Source organism: Mycobacterium sp. 4D054, from assembly GCF_052245755.1.
Classification (GTDB): Bacteria; Actinomycetota; Actinomycetes; order Mycobacteriales; family Mycobacteriaceae; genus Mycobacterium.
In genome coordinates, this window is record NZ_JBQQCF010000040.1 from 27,221 (window position 1) to 48,740 (window position 21,520).

General features: G+C 67.2%; 19 protein-coding genes and 1 pseudogene. 10 read left to right on the forward strand and 10 right to left on the reverse strand.

The features are described from left to right. Positions 1-1,038: 1,038 nt before the first annotated feature. From mobA to ACTWP6_RS23255, 4 genes are all read right to left on the reverse strand, one after another. Positions 1,039-1,680 (reverse strand): molybdenum cofactor guanylyltransferase, encoded by a 642-nt coding sequence (gene mobA / locus ACTWP6_RS23240; RefSeq protein ID WP_443188904.1) that lies wholly within the window; start codon positions 1,678-1,680, stop codon positions 1,039-1,041. Between the two features lie 46 nt (positions 1,681-1,726). Beyond that, a complete protein-coding gene (locus ACTWP6_RS23245; protein ID WP_260754253.1) occupies positions 1,727-2,809 on the reverse strand; it encodes a 2-oxoacid:ferredoxin oxidoreductase subunit beta in 1,083 nt (360 codons plus the stop codon). Positions 2,810-2,837: 28 nt separating this feature from the next. Next, positions 2,838-4,805: a 2-oxoacid:acceptor oxidoreductase subunit alpha gene (locus tag ACTWP6_RS23250; protein ID WP_260754254.1), complete on the reverse strand. Its 1,968-nt coding sequence runs from the start codon at positions 4,803-4,805 to the stop codon at positions 2,838-2,840. Positions 4,806-5,128: 323 nt separating this feature from the next. Continuing rightward, a complete protein-coding gene (locus ACTWP6_RS23255; protein ID WP_260754257.1) occupies positions 5,129-6,139 on the reverse strand; it encodes a LacI family DNA-binding transcriptional regulator in 1,011 nt (336 codons plus the stop codon). Between the two features lie 67 nt (positions 6,140-6,206). On the opposite strand from ACTWP6_RS23255, the gene ACTWP6_RS23260 reads away from it, so the two are divergent. From ACTWP6_RS23260 to ACTWP6_RS23275, 4 genes are read left to right on the forward strand one after another with little or no spacing between them, the layout of a single operon-like run. Continuing rightward, complete coding sequence (locus ACTWP6_RS23260; RefSeq protein ID WP_260754259.1) at positions 6,207-7,415, forward strand: phytanoyl-CoA dioxygenase family protein; 1,209 nt, start codon at positions 6,207-6,209, stop codon at positions 7,413-7,415. Beyond that, a complete protein-coding gene (locus ACTWP6_RS23265; RefSeq protein WP_260754260.1) occupies positions 7,412-8,416 on the forward strand; it encodes a Gfo/Idh/MocA family protein in 1,005 nt (334 codons plus the stop codon). The genes ACTWP6_RS23260 and ACTWP6_RS23265 overlap by 4 nt, the downstream gene beginning before the upstream one ends. After that, the gene (locus tag ACTWP6_RS23270) at positions 8,413-9,285 is read left to right on the forward strand and encodes a sugar phosphate isomerase/epimerase family protein (RefSeq protein WP_260754262.1); all 873 of its coding nucleotides are present in this window, start codon (positions 8,413-8,415) and stop codon (positions 9,283-9,285) included. Before ACTWP6_RS23265 ends, ACTWP6_RS23270 begins: the two co-directional genes overlap by 4 nt. Beyond that, positions 9,282-10,244 (forward strand): Gfo/Idh/MocA family protein, encoded by a 963-nt coding sequence (locus ACTWP6_RS23275; RefSeq protein WP_260754265.1) that lies wholly within the window; start codon positions 9,282-9,284, stop codon positions 10,242-10,244. Before ACTWP6_RS23270 ends, ACTWP6_RS23275 begins: the two co-directional genes overlap by 4 nt. 19 nt (positions 10,245-10,263) lie before the next feature. On the opposite strand, the gene ACTWP6_RS23280 is transcribed toward ACTWP6_RS23275, so the two are convergent. The 5 genes from ACTWP6_RS23280 to ACTWP6_RS23300 all read right to left on the reverse strand — a co-directional run bounded on the left by ACTWP6_RS23280 (position 10,264) and on the right by ACTWP6_RS23300 (position 14,732). Continuing rightward, complete coding sequence (locus ACTWP6_RS23280; RefSeq protein ID WP_260754266.1) at positions 10,264-10,404, reverse strand: hypothetical protein; 141 nt, start codon at positions 10,402-10,404, stop codon at positions 10,264-10,266. 264 nt (positions 10,405-10,668) lie between these two features. Then, complete coding sequence (locus ACTWP6_RS23285) at positions 10,669-11,493, reverse strand: ATP-binding cassette domain-containing protein (protein ID WP_260754268.1); 825 nt, start codon at positions 11,491-11,493, stop codon at positions 10,669-10,671. A gap of 4 nt (positions 11,494-11,497) precedes the next feature. Then, positions 11,498-12,556: an ABC transporter permease gene (locus ACTWP6_RS23290; RefSeq protein ID WP_260754270.1), complete on the reverse strand. Its 1,059-nt coding sequence runs from the start codon at positions 12,554-12,556 to the stop codon at positions 11,498-11,500. After that, complete coding sequence (locus ACTWP6_RS23295; protein ID WP_396884585.1) at positions 12,556-13,572, reverse strand: substrate-binding domain-containing protein; 1,017 nt, start codon at positions 13,570-13,572, stop codon at positions 12,556-12,558. Before ACTWP6_RS23295 ends, ACTWP6_RS23290 begins: the two co-directional genes overlap by 1 nt. A 167-nt stretch (positions 13,573-13,739) precedes the next feature. Next, positions 13,740-14,732, reverse strand: coding sequence for a LacI family DNA-binding transcriptional regulator (locus tag ACTWP6_RS23300; RefSeq protein WP_443188905.1), 993 nt, complete (start codon positions 14,730-14,732; stop codon positions 13,740-13,742). Positions 14,733-14,920: 188 nt separating this feature from the next. Between ACTWP6_RS23300 and ACTWP6_RS23305 the strand changes: the two genes are divergently transcribed. Beyond that, on the forward strand, positions 14,921-15,703 hold the full coding sequence (locus tag ACTWP6_RS23305) for a TIM barrel protein (protein ID WP_443188906.1): 783 nt from the start codon (positions 14,921-14,923) through the stop codon (positions 15,701-15,703). A 93-nt stretch (positions 15,704-15,796) separates the two neighbouring features. Here ACTWP6_RS23305 and ACTWP6_RS23310 read toward each other — a convergent pair whose 3' ends face one another. Further along, positions 15,797-16,528 carry a GntR family transcriptional regulator gene (locus ACTWP6_RS23310; protein WP_443188907.1) on the reverse strand — a complete coding sequence of 244 codons (732 nt, stop codon included), beginning with the start codon at positions 16,526-16,528 and terminating at the stop codon, positions 15,797-15,799. A 158-nt stretch (positions 16,529-16,686) separates the two neighbouring features. Here ACTWP6_RS23310 and iolC point away from each other — a divergent pair, with 158 nt between their 5' ends. The 5 genes and pseudogenes from iolC to ACTWP6_RS23335 all read left to right on the forward strand — a co-directional run. Beyond that, positions 16,687-17,655 carry a 5-dehydro-2-deoxygluconokinase gene (gene iolC / locus ACTWP6_RS23315; RefSeq protein WP_443188908.1) on the forward strand — a complete coding sequence of 323 codons (969 nt, stop codon included), beginning with the start codon at positions 16,687-16,689 and terminating at the stop codon, positions 17,653-17,655. Beyond that, positions 17,648-18,532 (forward strand): Cgl0159 family (beta/alpha)8-fold protein, encoded by an 885-nt coding sequence (locus ACTWP6_RS23320; protein ID WP_443188909.1) that lies wholly within the window; start codon positions 17,648-17,650, stop codon positions 18,530-18,532. The genes iolC and ACTWP6_RS23320 overlap by 8 nt, the downstream gene beginning before the upstream one ends. Beyond that, a complete protein-coding gene (gene iolB, locus ACTWP6_RS23325) occupies positions 18,529-19,392 on the forward strand; it encodes a 5-deoxy-glucuronate isomerase (RefSeq protein ID WP_443188910.1) in 864 nt (287 codons plus the stop codon). Before ACTWP6_RS23320 ends, iolB begins: the two co-directional genes overlap by 4 nt. A gap of 29 nt (positions 19,393-19,421) precedes the next feature. Further along, positions 19,422-21,371, forward strand: coding sequence for a 3D-(3,5/4)-trihydroxycyclohexane-1,2-dione acylhydrolase (decyclizing) (gene iolD, locus ACTWP6_RS23330; RefSeq protein ID WP_443188911.1), 1,950 nt, complete (start codon positions 19,422-19,424; stop codon positions 21,369-21,371). Between the two features lie 13 nt (positions 21,372-21,384). Then, positions 21,385-21,520: pseudogene (locus tag ACTWP6_RS23335) on the forward strand (2-keto-myo-inositol dehydratase); the annotation flags it as partial.

Sequence of the window (21,520 nt, forward strand, 5' to 3'; positions counted from 1 at the left end):
ACGGCAGCCATCGGCGCGATGGCGAGCGCCCCGGCAAAAGCGGCCAGCCCAAACGTCTTGCGGATGTTCTTCAAGATTTGTCCTTTCGCCGAGCGCGCGCCAAGGACGCCCATGGACACGCGGTGTCACACGGGTGTGATGCCTGCACAGCAGGCGGTGATTTGGGTTGCGCCGTCTCGGTCAGGCACAACAGGGGAGGTCACCTGGAGACCTCGCCGGATCGGAAAACCCGACGGCCCGGACGACCGACTCGGCCGCCCCGGCCCCACTCACACGCTGGTTCGTGGTTTTGAGTTATTTGCTCCGTAAGAAGCTGTTTGGGACCGTACAAAGCGATCCGGCCAAAGTCATATCGCCGGAGAACGTGTCGCACGCAGATCACGGAATGATCACGACGGGGAGCGTTCGCCGTCCGTGCAGGTCAGATGGATGTTTGACGCAGGGGTCAGGACAGACCGCCAGTCCGGCGAAAGTGAGTCAAATCACCGGCTTTTTGTGAGCTGGACCACTTGCGTCGCGGACCGCAGACCGCTCAGAGTCGCCGCATCGCACGCAAGAAGCCTTGATCGGCTTGTCGATGCGCCCGTCGCGGGCGAGTCGGTTCGCTGGCCCGGGGCGATCACCGCTTCCTTGCCATCATCGAATTCCCTTTTCCTGCAACTGATTTCGATGGTCGTCAGTGAACCACCGCAACCCGGCGCGCAACCCGTCCCAGACGAATCCTCTTCCAAATCAGCCGTTTTCGCCGCGAAACGACAGCGGTCGACGGACGGCCGGAGCACCGCCCGGTCGCCAAATCGGGGCGCCGGGAACGAATACGGGAACCGTCTCCAATTTCGGCGAACCAGTTCAATCGCGCTTGTCAGGGTGAAAAGCGCTCGAATTGACCGCTTTTCAGCCCCGCAGATACTGAAACTTGTTGGAGCGCAACATGACAAAGGGGCCGACGGCCGGCCATGCCGTCACACCCGACCATCCTGACAGCTGTCAAACATTACGACAGTAAATACGAGGAATTGGCCGATTTCGGGCAAGGAATTAGCGATAGTCATTGTCAAAAGAATCAATGGGAATTTGCTGGGACAATCGCGGCGGTACGACTGCTGCCAGCTCGTCTGCTGTGTTGACGTTGGCCAGGGACGGCTGGGGCGGCAGGACGATCCGCTGCGTGTCGACCGCATCCACCAGCGACCGCATGCTGCGCTCCCCAGCCGCGAGCAGCTCCGAGACCACGGTGTGCAGGGCCGTGCGGTAGATACCCGCGAGGTAGTGGTCGCGCCCGTCCCACGGGAGCACCACGTCCGCATCCAACCGGCCCGCGGGGGCGGCGAGGACATCGATCACCTCGGAGGTCAGCGCCGGCATGTCGACCGCACACAGGAACGCGTGCGCGCGGCCTGCTTCGGCGGCGGCACGCAGACCCCGGCCGGTCGCCAGCAGCGGCCCCACACCGCGGATCTCGTCGCGCAGCACGACGGCATCCAGGTCGGGCAGCGCCTGACCGGGTGCGGCGACCACGAAGACCGGATCGCAGCGTTCACGCACCACGGCGACCACGCGCTCGATAAGGGTGACGGGCCCCGAGGGTCCGTCGACGGTCAACGTGGCCTTGTCCCGACCCATCCGCCGGGAGGCTCCCCCGGCGAGTACGACAGCAGCCAACGGCAGCGGTGACGTCACACCGGTGACGTTAGCGCAGCTACCTAGGCTGGGTCAGCCAGTCGGATCAGTCGACTGTCCAGGTGTCTTTACCGCGCAGCAGCGACTGCAGGGCAGCGGTGTCGTGCGCCCTGGTCTCGCGCGCGGTGGCCAGCTGCTGACGGGCCGCGTCGTCGTAGGTCGGCTTGCTGACCTGACGGAAGATCCCCATGACCATGTGGTCGAGGTTCTGCTCGGACAGCCGCGACAGCGCGAACGCGTACGCCGGATCCTCGACCGTCGCGTCGTGGACCACGATCTCGTCGGCCGACACGTCGGCGGTCTTGGCGACCTCCAGCCCGTATCCGGACTTGACCACGCAGTACTCACTGTCAGGACCGAAGGTGATCGGCTGTCCGTGGGTGATGTTGATCAGCCGCTCCTCGGCGCCTTCCTTGCGCAGCGCGTCGAACGAGCCGTCGTTGAAGATCGGGCAGTCCTGCATGATCTCCACCAGCGCCGCACCGCGGTGCTGGGCGGCGCCGCGAAGCACCTCGGACAGTCCCTTGCGGTCCGAGTCCAGTGCGCGGCCCACGAAGGTCGCCTCGGCGCCGAGCGCCAGGGAGACCGGGTTGAACGGGTAGTCCAGCGAGCCCATCGGCGTCGACTTGGTGACCTTGCCCGTCTCCGAGGTCGGCGAGTACTGCCCCTTGGTCAGACCGTAGATCCGGTTGTTGAACAGCAGGATCGTGATGTTGATGTTGCGGCGCAGCGCGTGGATGAGGTGGTTGCCGCCGATCGACAGCGCGTCACCGTCACCGGTGACCACCCACACCGAGAGGTCCTCGCGCGCGAGCGCGAGGCCGGTGGCGATGGTGGGGGCGCGACCGTGGATCGAGTGGAAGCCGTAGGTCTCCAGGTAGTACGGGAACCGGCTGGAGCAGCCGATGCCGCTGACGAACGCGATGTTCTCGCGACGCAGACCCAGCTCGGGCAAGAAGTTGCGGATCGTGTTGAGGATGACGTAGTCGCCGCAACCGGGGCACCAGCGGACCTCCTGGTCGCTGGTGAAGTCCTTGGCCTTCTGCGGCTGGTCGGTCGTCGGGACCAGGCTGGTCTTGGTCAGGCCGGACGGAGTCAGCCCCAGGTCACTGCCGATCAGGTCGGTCATTTCGGCTCCTCGCGCAAGTGCTCGTCGGTCATGCGTTCGCTCCCACACCAGTCGCGTCGGTCGCCGGGGCCTCGATGGTGGCCGCGGCCAGCCGCGCGAACTTAGCCTTCTCGATTTCCTTGTCGCCGAGCGTTCCCTCCAGCGCGGCGTCGATGATGCCCTCCACCTCGTCGGCGAGGAACGCCATCCCTTCCACCTTGGTCACCGACTGTACGTCGACCAGATACTTCCCACGCAGCAGCAACGCGAGCTGGCCGAGGTTCATCTCTGGGACGACCACCCTGGCGTAGCGGTTGAGCACCTCGCCCAGGTTCGCGGGGAACGGGTTGAGGTGCCGCAGCTGCGCGTGCGCGACCCTGATGCCGTTGCGGCGTGCGCGCCGGCAGGCCTCACCGATCGGGCCGTAGCTGCTGCCCCAGCCCAGCATCAACAGCTCGGCATCGCCGGTCGGATCGTCGACCTCGAGGTCGGGCACCGCGATCCCGGCGATCTTCTCGTTGCGCAGGCGGACCATCAGGTCGTGGTTCTTGGGCTCGTACGAGATGTTGCCCGAGCCGTTGGCCGATTCCAGGCCACCGATCCGGTGCGCCAGCCCGGGAGTGCCAGGGACCGCGAACTGGCGGGCCAGCGTCTCGGGATCGCGGGCGTACGGCTGGAAGGGCTCACCTTCCTTGGCGAAGGTGTGCTCGATCTTGTCGTAGGAGGACACGTCCGGGATCCGCCACGGCTCCGAGCCGTTGGCGATCGCACCGTCGGACAGGATCATCACCGGGGTGTGGTAGTCGATCGCGATCCGCGCGGCCTCCACGGCAATGTCGAAGCAGTCCGACGGCGAACGCGGGGCCAGCACGGCCACCGGCGACTCGCCGTTGCGGCCGAACATCGCCTGCAGCAGGTCGGCCTGTTCGGTCTTGGTGGGCAGACCCGTCGAAGGCCCGCCGCGCTGGACGTCGATGACGATCAGCGGCAGCTCGGTCATCACGGCCAGGCCGATCGCCTCGGACTTCAACGAGACGCCGGGCCCCGACGTGCTCGTGACACCGAGCGCGCCCCCGTATGACGCGCCGATGGCCGCGCCGATACCGGCGATCTCATCCTCGGCCTGGAACGTCAGCACGTTGAAGTTCTTGTGCTTGGACAGCTCGTGGAGGATGTCCGAGGCCGGGGTGATCGGGTATGTGCCGAGCACGATCTGCAGGTCGGCGAGGTGCCCAGCGGAGATCAAGCCGTAGGCCAGCGCGGTGTTGCCGGAGATCTGCCGGTATTCGCCGGTCTTGAGCTTGGCCGGGGAAACCTCGTAGGTGGTGCCGAACGCCTCGGTGGTCTCGCCGTAGTTCCACCCTGCCTTGAGCGCCAGCACGTTGGCCTCGGCGACATCGGGCTTACGGGCGAACTTCTCCCGGATGAAGGCCTCGCTGTGCTCCAGTTCGCGGCCGTACATCCACGACAGCAGCCCGAGCGCGAACATGTTCTTGGCGCGCTGGCCGTCCTTCTTGGTGGCCCCGATGGATTCGACCGCGCCGAGCGTCAGGGTCGTCATCGGGACCGCCTGCACGACATAGTCCGAGAGTTCGTCGCTCTCCAGCGGGTTGGCGTCGTAGCCGACCTTGGCGAGGTTGCGCTTGGTGAACTCGTCGGAGTTCGCGATGATCAGGCCGCCCCGGGGCAGGTCCGACACGTTGGCCTTGAGCGCGGCGGGGTTCATCGCGACCAGCACATCGGGACGGTCACCGGCGGTGAGGATGTCGTAATCGGCGATCTGGATCTGGAACGACGACACGCCGGGCAGGGTGCCCTGAGGGGCGCGGATCTCGGCCGGGTAGTTCGGCTGGGTGGCCAGGTCGTTGCCGAAGAGCGCGGCCTCGGAGGTGAACCGGTCGCCGGTGAGCTGCATTCCGTCACCGGAGTCGCCGGCGAACCGGATGACGACTTTTTCCAGCTTCTGCCGAGGCGTTGCGGCCGCGTTGCCGTTCTCTCCCACTCGCCTGCCTTCCATGAGCTGCCCGGTGCTGTCAGGGCCACATCTGGCGAATACCCACCGAGTCGCAGTCGACGCAACGCGCCGCGAATGGGTGTCCACCACAATTTGGTGTCACTAGCAGTACCGATTATTGCACTTCTCTTAGGCCGTCCTATACCAGCCGACGCGGCGACGTTTCGGGGCCGCCTCACCGAACGCACAGTTCAGCGCGTCGCCCGCAGTCACGATGAGACAAAATTGTGTTGTTCGTCACGTTTAAAAGACACCTCGGCGCGACGCCGTTTTCTTAGAAACGGTTACCCATCAGTAGCTGCCAGCTAGCACCTGCGACCTTGGGGTCAGTGATGGACGGGCACGTTGTAGGGCGTCACCACCTGGATCGGCACCGGCCGCACGGGCTCCGCCGGCAAAGCGCCCTGCTCCTGCAGGATCAGGCGTAGCGCGAGGCGGGCGTCGGCACGCAGATCGTTGTGCAGCACCGCCGAGATCCGGCCATCACGCAGCAGCCGCCGATTGTCGGCGTCCAGGTCGTGCGCGATGAACACCCTGCACTCCCGCTCGAGTTTCTCGAACGCCGCGACCGTCGCCACGTTGCCGCCACCGACCGAGTAGACCGCCCGCACGCCGGGGTTGGCCTTGAGCGCCTCGAGCACCAGACGCTCATTGGTGGCGTCGATGCCGTCGCTGTCACTGACCTCGACGATCGCGCGTCCCGACGGGCGCAGCGCCGAACGGAACCCGACCTCCCGCTCGCCTTCCCCGCGGAACACCGTGCGACTCAGGGTGATCAGCACATCGGACGGTGCGTCCCCGAGCCACTGCTGCATCAGGTAGGCCGCCGTGACGCCGGCGCCGTGGTTGTCGATGCCCACATATCCGCACCGCGCACTCGACGGCACATCGGTCGTGTAGGTCACCACCGGGACCCCGGACTCGACGAGCCGGTCGACGGCCTCGGCCACCGCGGAATCGTCGGGCGCCTTGAGCACCACCCCGTGGCTGCCCCGGATCCTGTCCAGCGCCTCCACCGTCTGCGCAGGGGAACCGGACTCCCACAGATGAAACCGGGCCCGCATCATCGCCGGTGCGAACGCGGGCAGTTCGGCCTCCACGGCCGCACGAAATGCGTCGGAGAACCGCTGCGGGGTCTGCATGACCACATCGACCAGATAACGCCGGCCGTTGAGCCGCAGCTGGGCCCGCTGCTTGTCCAGGTCGGCGATCGCCTGCCTCACCTCGGCCACGGTGTTCTCGCGGACCCCCGGCCGGTTGTGCAGCACGCGGTCCACGGTCGCCTCGCTGAGCCCGGCCTGCTGCGCGATCTCGCGCACCTTGTACCTGTGCGGCACGTGGCTCTCCTCTCCCGCGCAGTGGCCGCCGGCCGGCCGCGACCGCTGAGGTGTTTTTGATGGATTCATGCCGTTGATTGCGGTGCTGATCACAGCAAGACTAGGCGGCGTGGCAGCACCGCTCAACACCGCGCCCAGCCCGTGGCTGGATGACTCTGACCTCGACCTCGACGAATTTCGCCGCCAGGTCGAGCGCGACACCGACCTCAGCGTTTACCCGCACGCCCGCGAGGTACGCGACAACGTGCTCGTCTACTCCGCGCCGGCGATGGCCCGCACGACCGACCGACGCGCGTTGCAGGCCGAGCTGATCCGGGCGCTGGCCGACGGCCCCGGCGTCGTGGTGTTCACCGAGGCCTTCGACACCGACGTCGTGGACCGCACCAACGACGCGTTCTTCGCGCTCATCGAGGCCCAGCGCGCGGCTGGCCTCGCCGCTGGGGACCACTTCGGTGCGCCCGGCGCGAACGACCGCATCTGGAACGCCGCGCAGAAGCTGGCGCTGCACGACCCGCAGGTGTTCGCCGACTACTACGCCAACGACGCCCTCGCGGTCGTCTGCCAGGCCTGGCTGGGGCCGCGCTACCAGGTCACCTCACAGGTCAACGTCGTCAATCCGGGCGGCAAAGCCCAGGTGCCGCACCGGGATTACCACCTCGGCTTCGTTCCCGAGCAGCACCTGTCCGCCTATCCGGCGCACATCCACCGCACGTCCCCGACGCTGACGCTGCAGGGCGCCGTCGCGCACTGCGACATGCCCGTCGAGAGCGGGCCGACCATGCTGCTGCCCCATTCGCAGCGCTTCACCGGCGGCTACCTCGCGTTCAACCGGCCCGCGTTCATCGACTACTTCGCCGCGCATCACGTCCAGCTGCCGCTGCGCACCGGCGACGCGGTGTTCTTCAATCCGGCGCTGTATCACGGTGCGGGCACCAACGTCTCGGCCGACATCCGCCGCATCGCGAACCTGATGCAGATCAGCTCACCGTTCGGCCGGGCCATGGAGGCGCTGGACCGCACCGCGATGGTGCGCGCCGTCTATCCCGCCCTGTTGGCCATGCAAGCCGCCGGCCGGCCGCACCGCGACGTGGAGAACGCCGTGGTGGCCACCGCCGAGGGCTATGCGTTCCCGACCAACCTGGACAGCGACCAACCCATCGGCAGCCTGGCCCCACTGAGCCAGGTCGACACCGTGCTCGACGCACTGGCCGCAAACCTCACCGCGGACGAACTCGACATCGCGCTTCGCGATCACAACGAACGGAGAAACCCATGACCACCCTCGGACTCATCGGCCTCGGCCGGATCGGGGCGTTCCACGCCGAGACGCTGATCAATCTGCCGGAGGTGTCCGGCCTCGTCATCACCGACGAACGGCCCGACGTCGTCAGCGAGGTGGCCGCCAAATACGGTGCCACGCCGGTGGAATCGGTCGAGAAGCTGTTGTCCTCGGGCATCGATGGCGTGGTCGTCGCGGCGGCCACTCCCGCGCACGCGGAGTTGACTCTGGCCGCCGTCGAGCGCGGGCTGCCGACGTTCTGCGAGAAGCCGATCGCGTCCACCGCCGCCGAGAGCGCCCGCGTCGCCGAGGCGATCACCCGTTCGGGAGTGGCCGTCCAGGTGGGCTATCAGCGCCGATTCGATGCCGCCTTCGCGGCGGTGAAGCAGGCCGTCGACAACGGCACGCTGGGCGCGCTGCACACTGTTCGCAGCACCACGATGGATCCCGCTCCCCCGCCGATGGACTACATCAAGGGTTCCGGCGGCATCTTCCGCGACTGCGCCGTGCACGATTTCGACGTGATCCGCTGGGTCACCGGGCAGAACGTCGTGGAGGTGTACGCCACCGGCAGCGTGCAGGGCGACCCGCTGTTCGCCGAGTACGGCGACGTCGACACCGCCGCCGTGGTGGTGCGGTTCGACGGCGGCGCGTTGGGTGTGGTGTCCGCGGCCCGGTACAACGGCCGCGGCTACGACTGCCGCCTTGAGGTGCATGGCTTCGACGACACCGTCGTCGCGGGCTGGGACCAGGGTGTCCCGGTGCACAACGCCGACCCGTCCTCTGACTTCCCTACCGGTCAGCCGCACCATTTCTTCATGGACCGGTTCACCGAGGCGTTCCGCGCCGAGCTCGGCGCTTTTGTGAAAGTCGTCGAAGGCGGCCCCATTCAGGGCGCCACAGTCAGCGACGCGGTGGAGGTCGCATGGATCGCCGAAGCTGCCACAGAGTCACTGCGCCGAGGTGTTCCGGTGCGCATCGAGGAGGTCAAGGAATGAAGATCGCGGGTGCACCGATTTCGTGGGGTGTGTGCGAGGTTCCCGGCTGGGGCTATCAGCTCAGCTCCGATCGGGTGCTGACCGAGATGCGCCAGGCAGGTTTGACGGCAACGGAACTGGGGCCGGAGGGCTTCCTGCCCACTGACACCGCCGAACTGGTGCAACTGCTCGACGGTTACGGGCTCGCGTGCGTGGGCGGATTCGTGCCGGTGGTGTTGTACAAGGACGACCACGACCCGGTCGAGGACCTGGCCGGACCGCTGGAGTCGCTGGTCGCCGCGGGCGCGGGAGTTGTCGTACTCGCCGCCGCCACCGGCCTGGACGGCTACGACGAACGCCCCGTCCTCGACGAGACACAGTGGGCGACTCTGCTGTCCAACCTGGATCGGCTGGCCGACGTCGTCGCCGCGCGCGGTTTGACCGCCGTGCTGCATCCGCACGTCGGCACCATGGTGGAGTCGCGCGCGGAGGTCGACCGCGTGCTCGCCGGGTCGCGGATTCCGCTGTGTCTGGACACCGGTCACCTGCTGATCGGGGGCACCGACCCGCTGGCGCTGACCAAAGAGGTGCCTGAACGGATCAGGCACGCCCACCTCAAGGACGTCGACGCCGGCCTGGCGGCCAAGGTGCAGTCCGGTGAGATGACCTACACCCAGGCCGTGGCCGCGGGCATGTACGTCCCGCTGGGCGCCGGCGACGTGGACATCGCCGGCATTGTGAAGACGTTGGAGGACCACGGCTTCGACGGCTGGTACGTGATGGAGCAGGACAACATCCTCGACCGCGAGCCGGACAAGGCCGGACCACTGGCCGACGTGCTGGCAAGTGTCGAGTACCTGCAGGGCGCGGCTGCCGGCATCTCGTCGTGACGCTGCGGATCGGTATCCTCGGCGCGTCGCGGATCGCCGAATCGGCGATTGTCGAACCCGCCCAGGAGCTGGGGCACCGTCTGGTTGCGGTGGCCGCCCGGGATCCGTTGCGGGCCAAGTCTTTCGCAGACAAGTACGGCGTCGAGCGGGTAGTACCCTCCTACCAGGATGTGGTGACCGACCCGGAGGTCGACGTCATCTACAACCCGCTGGCCAACGCGTTGCACGCGCCCTGGAACCTGGCCGCGGTCACGGCCGGCAAACCGGTGCTGACGGAGAAACCGTTCGCCCGGAACCGGGAGGAAGCGGCCCGGGTCGCCGCCGCGGCCGAGGCCGCGGGGGTCACGGTGATGGAGGGCTTCCACTACCTGTTCCACCCCGTCACGCAGCGGGCCTTGGCCTTGGCCGGGGACGGCACCCTCGGCGAACTGAGCCGCATCGAGGTGCGGATGGGCATGCCGACCCCGGCGTCCGGCGACCCGCGCTGGTCGCTGGAGCTCGCCGGTGGCGCACTCATGGACCTGGGTTGCTACGGGCTGCACATCCTGCGCAGATTCGGCACGCCGTCGGTGGTTTCGGCGACGGCGGTGCAACGCAGCCCCGGCGTCGACGAGCGGTTCGACGCGGAACTGGTGTTCCCGTCCGGGGTGACCGGATTGACGGCCAATTCGATGGTCGACGAAGAGTATTCGTTCACGCTGCGGCTGATCGGCACGCGCGCAGAGGCATTCGTGCACGACTTCATCAAGCCGCACGGCGACGACAGGCTGACGCTGTGCACCGAGGACGGCACCACCGTCGAACGGCACGGCATCCGCACGTCGTACACATATCAGCTTGAGGCGTTCGCCGATCACGTCCGCCACGGCGCCCCGCTACCGCTCGACACGGCCGACGCGGTGGCCAACATGGCGCTCATCGACGAGGCGTACCGCGTCGCGGGCATGAACCCGCGCTGACCTGCAGCCCGCCGGCGGATCACTCCTGCTGGGAAGCCCCTGCACCGCGCCGCTCGTGCCAGCGCAGGCGCAACAGCATCAGACCGCGGTGCGCCCGCCAACCCGCTGACAGCGGGTCACGCCAAACCGGGGCATGCGCCCGGGGTTCGCCATTGGTCATGACGCCATTGTGCCGTCCGGATCCGTATCGGGCTCGTCGACAGCGGTACCGACATCATGTCGAAACCATGAACCCTCGGTGTCCTGGCAGGCTGCGCCACCCGCTGGACCTGCTCGCCGACTGCCGGCTCGCTCCGCAGATCGGCCGGCGCCGAGTCGCTGCTCCCTGGCAGGGTCGCCGGCAGGCCGTCCTGGACGTGCGCTGACGCACGACCGGAGGCCCCGCAGACGAATCCGTCCACGGGGCCTGCGATCCGGCGCTGACTCAGTTTTTGGAGGCGCGCAGCTCGTGGGACAGCGCTTCGAGCTCGTCGCCGCCGGCCATCTCCTGGGTGAGGTGCTCCAGGGTGATGTCGTCGTAGGTGCAGTCGAGTTTCTGCCTGCCGCGGTTGAGCAGGACGAAGTGGTCACCCACCATGTGCGCGTGGTGCGGGTTGTGCGTGATGAACACCACGCCGAACCCGGCCTCCTTGGCAGCGGTGATGTATTTCAACACCACCCCGGACTGCTTGACGCCCAACGCGGCGGTGGGCTCGTCGAGGATCAGCACCCGTGCCCCGAAGAACACCGCCCGCGCGATTGCCACACACTGCTTCTGACCACCCGACAGGGAGCCTATCGGGACGTCGACATCCGGTAGGTCGATGCCCATCTTCGACAGCTCGGACAACGTCGTGGCGCGCATCGCGTTGGCGTCCAACGAAAACGGGAACGACTTCTTGCGCAGCTCCTGGCCGAGGAAGAAGTTGCGCCACACCGGCATCAGCGGCACGACGGCCAGGTTCTGGTAGACGGTCGCGATGCCCTTGCCCAACGCCTCGGCCGGTGAGGCGAACTTGGTGGGTGCGCCGTCGACGAGAAGCTCGCCTTCAGTCTGCTGATGCAGTCCGGCGATGATCTTGATCAGCGTGGACTTCCCGGCCCCGTTGTCGCCGAGGATGCCGGTGACCTCACCGGCGTGCACCCGCAGGCAGATGTCCTTGAGCGCGGTGATGTTGCCGTAGGACTTGCCGACGTTCTTCAGCTCGACCAGAGGCGCCTTGCCACCGGATTGCGCGTCGCTGCTTGGCTTTTCGACAGAGATAGTCATCGAATCACTTCTTTGCTGCGTAGTTGCGGAAGGCGTTGTTGGCGATCACCGCGAACAGCAGCATCGCGCCCAGGAAAAACTTGAACCAGTCGGGGTCCCAGCCCGCGTACACGATGCCCTGGTTGGTCATGCCGAAGATGAACGCACCGATGGCCGCACCGATCGCGGTGCCGTACCCACCGGTCAGCAGGCATCCGCCGATGACCGCGGCGATGATGTAGAAGAACTCGTTGCCGATGCCCTGGCCCGACTGCACCGTGTTGAACGCGAACAGTAGGTGCATGCCGACGAACCAGGCGCAGAACCCGACGAACATGAACAGCCCGATCTTGACCTTGGTGACCGGAACACCCACGGCGCGGGCACTGTCCTTGTCACCGCCGACCGCGAAGATCCAGTTGCCGATCTTGGTCTTGAACAGCACCCATGTCGCGATCGCGGTGAACACCAGCCACCACACCACGGTGATCCGGATGCTGACCCCGAACAGCGTGAACGACGACGCGAACACCTTCTGCGCCGAGTCCCAACCCTGCATGTCGCTGACGCTCTGAGTGGCGACCTGCCCGGCCACCAGCTTGGTGACCGCGAGGTTGATGCCGGCGAGCATGAAGAAGGTGCTCAAGGTGATCAGGAAGCTCGGAATCTTGGTCTTCATCACCAGGAAGCCGTTGAAGAAGCCGACGGCCAGCGCCAGGATCAGCGAAAGCAGCGCGCCCACCCACAGATTCAGGTGCAGGTTGTAGGCGAGCATCGACGCGGCCAGCGAGCTGAAGGTGACGGCCACGCCGGCCGACAGGTCGAACTCACCGCCGATCATGAGCACCGCGACACCGCAAGCCATGATGCCGATCGTGGAGCTGGCGTACAGAACCGTGGCCAGCGACGACGCCTCCCGGAACGGTTCCGCGACGATCAGGAAGAAGACGAAGATCCCGATGGCACCGATGCCCGCGCCCATCTCGGGCCGGATCAGGATGCGTTGCAGCCGGTTTCGTTCCTTGACGCGTTCGTCGCGCACCACCTTGTGGCCGGCGACGTCGAGAGTCTGCTGGGTGGACATTATCGGGTGCCGCCCTTCGCATACTCAGCCACCGCATCGATGTTCGACTTGTCGATGAAGGCGGGCCCGGTCAGGGTCGGCTGGCCGCCGCCGATGACATTGCCGTTGGTCAGGTACAGCCACAGCGAGTCGACGGCGAGGTAGCCCTGCAGGTAGGGCTGCTGGTCGACGGCCCACTGCACGTCACCGGCCTGGATCGCCTCGACCAGGGCGGCGTTCGTGTCGAAGGTGCCGATCTTGGCGGTGCTGCCCGCGTTCTGGGCCGACTGCACCGCGGTCAGGGCGAACGGAGCGCCGAGGGTGACGATGTAGTCGATGCTCGGATCCTGCTGCAACTTGGCGGTGATGGTCGACTCCACCGACGGCATGTCCTTGCCGTTGACGTTGAGGGTCTCGGTGGCCGGGAACGTCTCCTTGACACCGGCGCAGCGCGCCTCGAGGTCGACGTGTCCCTGCTCCTGGATCACGCAAATGGCCTTGGTGGCGTTCTCGCTGCGGAGCCGGTCACCGACTCCCTGACCGGCGATGCGGCCGTCCTGGCCGAAGTACTCCTTGACGCCCATGCCCTTCCAGGCGTCCATCCCCGCGTTGAACGCCACGACCGGAATCCCTTTCGCCTCAGCGGCTCTGACTGCCGCCTGCATGGCGTCCGGCTTGGCCAGCGTGACCGCGATGCCGTCGACGTTGCTGTCGATCGCCGACTGCACGAGGTTGGCCTGATTGGGCGCCTCGGGATCGTTGGAGTAGCGCAGCTCGATGTTGTCTTTCTTCGCCGCCGTCTCAGCGCCCTTGCGCACCAGATCCCAGAAAGAGTCACCCGGCACCTCATGGGTGATCATTGCGATGGTCATGCGCGGCGTGTCGACCGTGCCGCCGCCGCCACCCTCGCCGGACCCCTCGGGCGCTCCGCCGGTGGAGGAACACGACACGATTCCGAATGCCAGGACCCCCGCGCCCGCCAGCGCCGCGAGCCGCTTGAACGTCACAGGTTTGTTGCTCTTCGCGCGAGCGCCCATCACAGTTTCTCCTTGTCCTCGGGACTGCCGCGACGCCCGCCGGACCAGTACAGGCCTGTGCCGGGCGACACGCCTCACAGGTGATGTAATACGGCTCACTCCGGAAAGTCAAGACTTTGTCCTGACATTAGGACTGCATGTCATTTAGCCGTCCCAATCAATGCAGGTCAGGAGGTTGGCGCAGCGGTCGATGCTCGCACCACCAGCGTCGGCTCCCGCACGAGGTCGGCCACCGCGCCGTCATCGACCTGACCGTCGAGCCGGGCCACCAAGCGCTGCATCGCCGCCGTCGCCAGACCTCCGCTGTCTTGGCGGATCGTGGTGAGCTGGATGTGCGCCAGCCGGGCGAGGGGGCTGTCGTCGAAGCCGAGAATGGAAATGTCCTGCGGCACAGCGACACCCGATCGGATCAGCACATCCATCACACCGACTGCGCACCGGTCGTTGAACGCGAAGACCGCCTCGGGCAGCTTTCCCGACGCCAGCATCGCCCACGCCGCAGCCGCGCCGTCTTGTTCGGTGAGCCCGCCGGTGGCGATGAGCTCGGACACTCCGGCAGCCCTGGCTGCGCGCCGGTAGCCGCGCCGCCGTTCGGCGGCGCCGGGCGCGGTCCCGCCGTCCAGATAGAGGATTCGGCGATGTCCCAGCCCAAGCAGGTGCGCCGTCCCGGCCTCCGCACCTGCCACATCATCGCTGCGCACCGCGTCGACGCTTCGCACCCGTCGCGCCATCACCACCACCGGCAGTTGCGCCGCCAACTCATCGAGCGCGCGGGTCGGCAACTGTGGCCCGACGAGCAGCAGGCCCTCACAACGGTCGTCGACAAGGGTGCGCAGCGCTCGCCGTTCGTCGCGATGCGGCGTCACAGCACTGAGCACGACGTCGTAGCCGAGGGCTTCGGCGGCGACATACACGCCGTCGACGAGATCGGCATGGAACTCCTGATGAGCCGAGAAGCTCACGCCGACAAGCCGGGTCCGGTGCTGACGCAGACGCCGGGCCTGCGGATCCGGGCGGTAGCCGATCTCGTCGGCCGCGCGCTTCACCCGCTTGCGCGTGAGTTCGCTGGCGCCGGCGGCGTCGCGCATCACGATCGACACCAGCGCCCGTGACACCCCGGCCCGCTCGGCCACGTCGGCGAGCGTCGGTCTCCGTTGCATGCGCTCAGCCTAGAACGTTCCAGCTTCCCCGTTGACGAAATCCGGACCCACCGCCTAGCGTGGCCTAGAACGTTCTAGTCCACGCGCGTAGCCAATGGCTCGCATGCGGTGCTCGCGCCTCGCTCGGTCGCCGACCGCGCCATCGGACATCGGCCGCCGCGGCGGCGACATCGAAAGGAACTGCTGCAGTGAGCTTTCAGTTGGCGGTGTGCGCCGAGATGGTGTTCCGCGATCTGCCGATCCTGGATCGGGTCAAACGCATCCACGAGCTCGGCTTCGCGGTCGAGATCTGGAGTTGGCACGACAAGGATCTGGCCGCGCTGGCGGCGACCGGCGCGGTGTTCACATCGATGACGGGTTACCTGCACGGCGACCTGATCGATCCGGACAGCTGTCACGAGGTGGTGCGGACAGCGGAGTTGAGTATCAAAGCCGCTGAAACGCTGGGGGTCTCGCGGCTGAACCTGCACACCGCCGAGCTCGTCGACGGGCAGGCGGCGCGTCCCCGGCAGCGCAGCACCGGGCAGATGTGGCTGACGGCGGCCCGCACCCTGGAGCGGTTGGGCGAACTCGGCGCCGCGGCCGGCGTCACGTTCTGCGTCGAGAACCTGAACACGATCGTCGACCACCCCGGTGTGCCGCTGGCCCGCGCCAAGGACACGCTCGCGCTGGTCGAAGGCGTGAACCACCCGAACGTGAAGATGATGCTCGATCTGTATCACGCGCAGATCGGCGAGGGGAATCTGATCGAGCTGCTCCGTCGCTGCGGTGGCGCGATCGGCGAGATCCAGATCGCCGATGTGCCCGGCCGCTGCGAGCCCGGCACCGGCGAGATCAACTACGCCGCTGTCGCGGCGGCGCTGCGGACGCTCGGCTACACCGGCACCGTCGGCATGGAGGCCTGGGCGTCGGGCGCCGGAGTCGCGGGCAGCGAGGCCGCACTGGAAGCCTTCCGCGCCGCCTTCACCTGACCTCCCCCGCCGAAATCGCATTCCACGCGGAACTTTCCGCGTTTTCGCCGCGTGGAATGCGATTTCGGCGCAGAAGGGGTCCGCCGGGATGGGTCAGCGGTCGACGAGCGTGGTGTCGAAGTAGTAACGCGACGCGCGGTAGCAGTGGTTGCCGAACTCCACGGCGGCACCGGAGTCGTCGAAGGCGGTACGCGTCATGGTCAGTAGCGGCGCGTTGGGCTTCTCATCGAGCAGGTGAGCCTCCGCGCGGGTCGCGCTGCGGGCGCCGATCCGCTGGCGGGCCAGCCGGATGTGCACACCGCGGGTCCGCAGCGACTGGTACAGACCGTTGCTCTCCAACTCGTCGGCGTCGGGCGCGATGTCGGCGGGCAGATGGTTCACCATCAGGGCCAGCGGCTCGCCGTTCGCGCACCGCAACCGGTGGATCGACGCGACCTCCCGGCCTTCGGCCAGATTCAGCTCGCGGGCGGTCTCCTCGTCGGGCGGGCCGACCTCGTACTTGAGCAATCGCGTGGTCGGCTCCTGGCCGGCGCGGGCAAGGTCGTCGAACAGACTGGTCAGTTCCACCCGGCGGTGCACCGGGTTCTGCACCACCTGGGTGCCGACTCCGCGCTTGCGGACCAGCAGCCCCTTGTCGACGAGCTCTTGGATCGCCCGGCGGGTGGTCGGGCGGGACAGCGTCAGACGCTTCGCCAACGCGAGTTCGTTTTCGAACCGGTCCCCGGGCGCGAGTTCGCCATTTCTGATCGCAGCCTCGATCGCCTGGGCCAGCTGGTAGTACAGCGGAACCGGGCTTGACCTGTCGAGCTCCACAGTCAGGGGCAAGTCCGCTCCGATCTCGTATAGGGCGGGTCAAGAGTAGCTGAATACTAACATCGATTGAGATAAAGATAGAATGTCAGGACAAAGTCTTGACATGGTGCCGTGACCAGGGGCACAGTTTCAGGCAGCCACCCACACCTATCCCGTCGGAGTGACTTGTGATGACCAATCAGCCATACGACGTGCTCGCCATCGGGCGCAGCGGCGTCGACGTCTACCCGCTCCAGACCGGTGTCGGCCTCGAAGAGGTTCAGACGTTCGGGAAGTTCCTCGGCGGCAGCGCCGCCAACGTCGCGGTCGCCGCGGCGCGACTCGGGAACCGGTCGGCGCTGATCTCCGGCGTCGGCGACGACCCGTTCGGCCGCTACGTGCGCGCCGAACTGGCTCGCCTCGGAGTGGACAACTCATACGTCATCACCCACAGTGAGTTCCCGACGCCGGTGACGTTCTGCGAGATCTTCCCGCCCGACGATTTCCCGCTGTACTTCTACCGCAAGCCCAGCGCCCCCGATCTGCAGATCCGTGCCGACGAGATCGATGCGGACGCGGTCCGCTCGGCGCGACTCTACTGGTCGACGGTGACAGGTCTGTCTGAGGAACCCAGTCGCAGTGCGCATTTCGCTGCATGGGAGGCCCGCGAGCGTCGGCCGCTCACGGTCCTGGACCTGGATTACCGCCCGATGTTCTGGGAGACGCCCGCAGCCGCCACCGAGCAGGTGCAGAAGGCGCTGGCACACGTGACGGTCGCCGTCGGCAACCGCGAGGAGTGCGAGATCGCCGTCGGCGAGTCCAACCCGCACCGAGCCGCCGACGCGCTGCTCGACCTCGGGGTGGAACTCGCCATCGTCAAGCAGGGCCCGCGCGGGGTGCTCGGCAAGACCCGGCACACATCGGTCACCGTGCCCCCCAACCAAGTCGACGTCGTCAACGGCCTGGGAGCCGGTGACGCGTTCGGCGGCAGCCTGTGCCACGGACTGCTCCACAACTGGTCACTGGAGAAGACCCTGCGCTACGCCAACGCCGCCGGCGCGATCGTCGCCGGTCGGCTGGAGTGCTCGACCGCGATGCCGACCGCCGCCGAGGTCGCCGAACTGGCCGAGCAGACCGCTGTGGAGGCCGTCAATGTCTGATACCGCCGTGCGCCCCACCTACGCCTCGATCACCGAGCTGCGTGCCACCGACCCGGGCGCTGTCGCACGCGCCTGGGCGCAGCGCACCACCCGGCCGACCTTGCGCGGCAACGGACGCCTGATGATCGTCGCCGCCGATCACCCCGCGCGCGGCGCTCTCGCCGTCGGCGGGCGGCCGACCGCGATGAACAGCCGCACCGATCTGCTGGACCGGTTGCAGGCCGCGCTCGCTGATCCCGGCGTGGACGGAGTGCTGGCCACCGCGGACATCCTCGATGACCTGGTGCTGCTGGGCGCGCTCGAGGACAAGGTGGTGTTCTCGTCGTTCAACCGCGGCGGTTTGGCCGGCTCGTCGTTCGAGCTCGACGACCGGATGACGGGCGCCACCGCCGCATCGACCGCCGCGGCGCGGATGAATGGCGGAAAGATGTTGTGCCGCATCGATCTCGACGATCCAGGCACGGTGTCCACGCTTGCGGCCTGCGCACAGGCCGTGGACGAGCTCGCCGCCCACGGCCTGATCGCGATGCTGGAGCCGTTCATGTCCTCGCGCGTCGACGGCAAGGTCCGCAACGACCTGACCCCCGACGCGGTGATCAAATCGGTGCACATCGGCCAGGGCCTCGGCTCCACCTCGGCGTACACCTGGATGAAGCTGCCCGTAGTGGACGAGATGGAGCGCGTCATGGAGTCCACGACCCTGCCCACCCTGCTGCTCGGTGGGGATCCCACCGATCCCGAAGAGGCGTTCGCCAGTTGGGAGAAGGCGTTGTCACTTCCGTCGGTGCGCGGCCTGATCGTCGGCCGCACCCTGCTCTACCCGCCCGACGACGATGTCAGCTCGGCCGTCGCGACCGCGGTGGCGATGGTCCGATGAGGTCGAAGCTGTACATTCCGGCCGACAGCGCTTCGGCTCCGTTTACCGTCGCGATTACCCCGGAGGACGCCGGCTGGGCCGAATCCTCCTTGCACGTAGTCGATCTCGGAGACGACGGTTCGGTGTCGTTGAACACCGGCGACAACGAGGTGATGATCCTGCCGTTGGCCGGCGCCGGGCGCGTCGAATGCGGCGGCGAGACGTTCGAGTTGTCGCCCCGCGCTTCGGTGTTCGACGGGCCCGCGGACATGGTGTACCTCGGCATCGGCCAGGACTACTTCCTGTCGGGCCGGGGCCGCATCGCGATCTGCGGTGCCCGCGCGAAGACGTCCTTCCCGAACCGCCGCGTCGCCGCGGCCGACGTGGCCGTCGAACTGCGCGGGGCGGGCAATTGCAGCCGCCAGGTGCACAACTTCGGCACCGCCACCGCATTCGAGGCGGACTCGCTGATTGCCTGCGAGGTGATCACCCCCGGTGGCAACTGGTCGAGCTATCCCGCGCACAAGCACGACGAGAACACTGACGTCGAGACCCAGCTCGAGGAGATCTACTACTTCGAGATCGACGACAGCCCGGCGGGCACACCGGGATTCGGCTATCACCGGGTCTATGGCACCCCCGAGCGCCCGATCGAGGTGCTCGAAGAGGTCCGCACCGGCGATGTGGTGCTGGTCCCCCACGGCTACCACGGCCCGTCCATCGCGGCTCCGGGCCACCACATGTACTACCTGAACGTGATGGCCGGTTCGGGACCGACCCGCGCCTGGCTGATCTGTGACGATCCCAATCACACCTGGCTGCGCGGCAGCTGGGAGCACCAGCAGATCGACCCGCGTCTGCCGTTCACCGCGCAATCGTGATGTACTCCGCCACCGAAGGAGCGTGACCCGTGGTTTCCACCGCGCCGAAGTCGACCGAGAAGTTCGTCGACAACGAACCGACCGTACGACTCACCGTCGCCCAGGCGACCGTGCGCTTTCTGGCCAACCAGTACGTCGAACACGACGGTGAGCGGCACAAGTTCTTCGCCGGGTGCTTGGGCATCTTCGGCCACGGCAACGTCGCGGGCATCGGCCAGGCACTGCTGCAGGACGAGGTGGAGGCCCACGAGGCCGGCGAACAACCGGGCCTGCGGTATGTGCTGGGCCGCAATGAACAGGCCATGGTGCACACCGCCGTCGCGTACGCCCGGCAGCGCGACCGCACCCAGGCGTGGGCGGTGACCGCCAGCGTCGGACCGGGCTCGACGAACATGCTGACCGGCGCCGCGCTGGCCACCATCAACCGACTGCCGGTATTGCTGCTGCCCGCAGACACTTTCGCCACCCGGGTGAGCTCACCGGTGCTGCAGGAGCTGGAGCTGCCCTCGTCCGGGGATGTCACCGTCAACGACGCGTTCAAACCGTTGTCGCGCTATTTCGACCGGGTGTGGCGTCCCGAGCAGCTGCCCGCGGCGCTGCTGGGGGCGATGCGGGTGTTGACCGATCCCGTCGAGACGGGCGCAGCGACGATCGCCCTGCCGCAGGACGTGCAGGCCGAGGCCTTCGACTGGCCGGTCTCGTTGTTCGCCGAGCGCACCTGGCACATCGCCCGGCCGATGCCCGAGCGGGCCGTCATCGCCAAGGCCGCCGAGGTCATCCGCTCGGCGACCAAACCGCTGATCGTCGCCGGTGGCGGTGTCATCTATTCCGGCGCGAACGACGCGCTGGCTCAGTTCGTGGCCCAGACCGGGATCCCGGTCTGCGAGAGCCAGGCCGGGAAAGGCTCGCTGCTGCATGACGATCCGCGCTCGGTCGGCGCCGTCGGGTCCACCGGGACCACGGCGGCCAACGCGCTGGCCGCCGAGGCCGACGTCATCATCGGGATCGGCACCCGCTACAGCGATTTCACCTCGGCGTCGCGCACCGCGTTCAACAACCCCGACGTCCGGTTCGTCAACATCAACGTGGCATCCCTGGACTCGGTCAAGCAGGGCGGGATCAGCGTGGTCTCCGACGCCCGGGAAGCGCTCGAAGCGCTGACCGGACTGCTCGACGACTACTCGGTCAGCGACGAATACACCTCGCGCGTCCGCGAACTGATGTCCGAGTGGAACGACACCGTCACCGAGGCGTACCGCACCGAGGACGGTGCCGTGCTGAACCAGAACCAGGTGATCGGCTTGGTGAACACGTTGTCCGACGCCCGCGACGTCGTAGTGTGCGCCGCCGGGTCGATGCCCGGTGATCTGCACAAATTGTGGCGGATGCGCGACCGCAAGGGTTACCACGTCGAGTACGGGTTCTCCTGCATGGGCTATGAGATCGCCGGCGGTATCGGAGTGCGGATGGCAGCCCCCGACCGCGACGTGTTCATCATGGTCGGCGACGGCTCCTACCTGATGATGGCCACCGAACTCGTCACCGCCGTGCAGGAGGGTGTGAAGGTCATCCCGGTGCTGGTGCAGAACCACGGCTTCGCCTCCATCGGCGGCCTGTCGGATTCCGTTGGCTCGCAACGCTTCGGCACCAGCTACCGGTACCGCGGCGAGGACGGCCGGCTCAACGGCGGCAAACTGCCTGTCGATCTGGCCGCGAACGCGGCCAGCCTGGGCGCCGACGTCATCCGTGTCACGACCGCCGCCGAGTTCACCGATGCCGTCAAGGTCGCCAAGGCCAGTGACCGCACCACGGTCATCCACGTCGAGACCGACCCGATGGTCTTTGCACCGGACAGCCATTCCTGGTGGGACGTGCCGGTCAGCCAGGTCTCGACACTGGCGTCCACCCAGCAGGCCCATCAGCGGTACGCAGACTGGAAGAAAGTCCAGCGGCCACTGATCAATCCGTCCGACCGCTAGGCCAGGGAGCACCGTGACTTCAATTCGTGTCGGCTCCGCGCCGGATTCGTGGGGGGTGTGGTTTCCCGACGATCCGCAGCAGACGCCCTACACCCGTTTCCTCGACGAGGTCGCCGAGTCGGGCTATGAGTGGATCGAGCTGGGCCCCT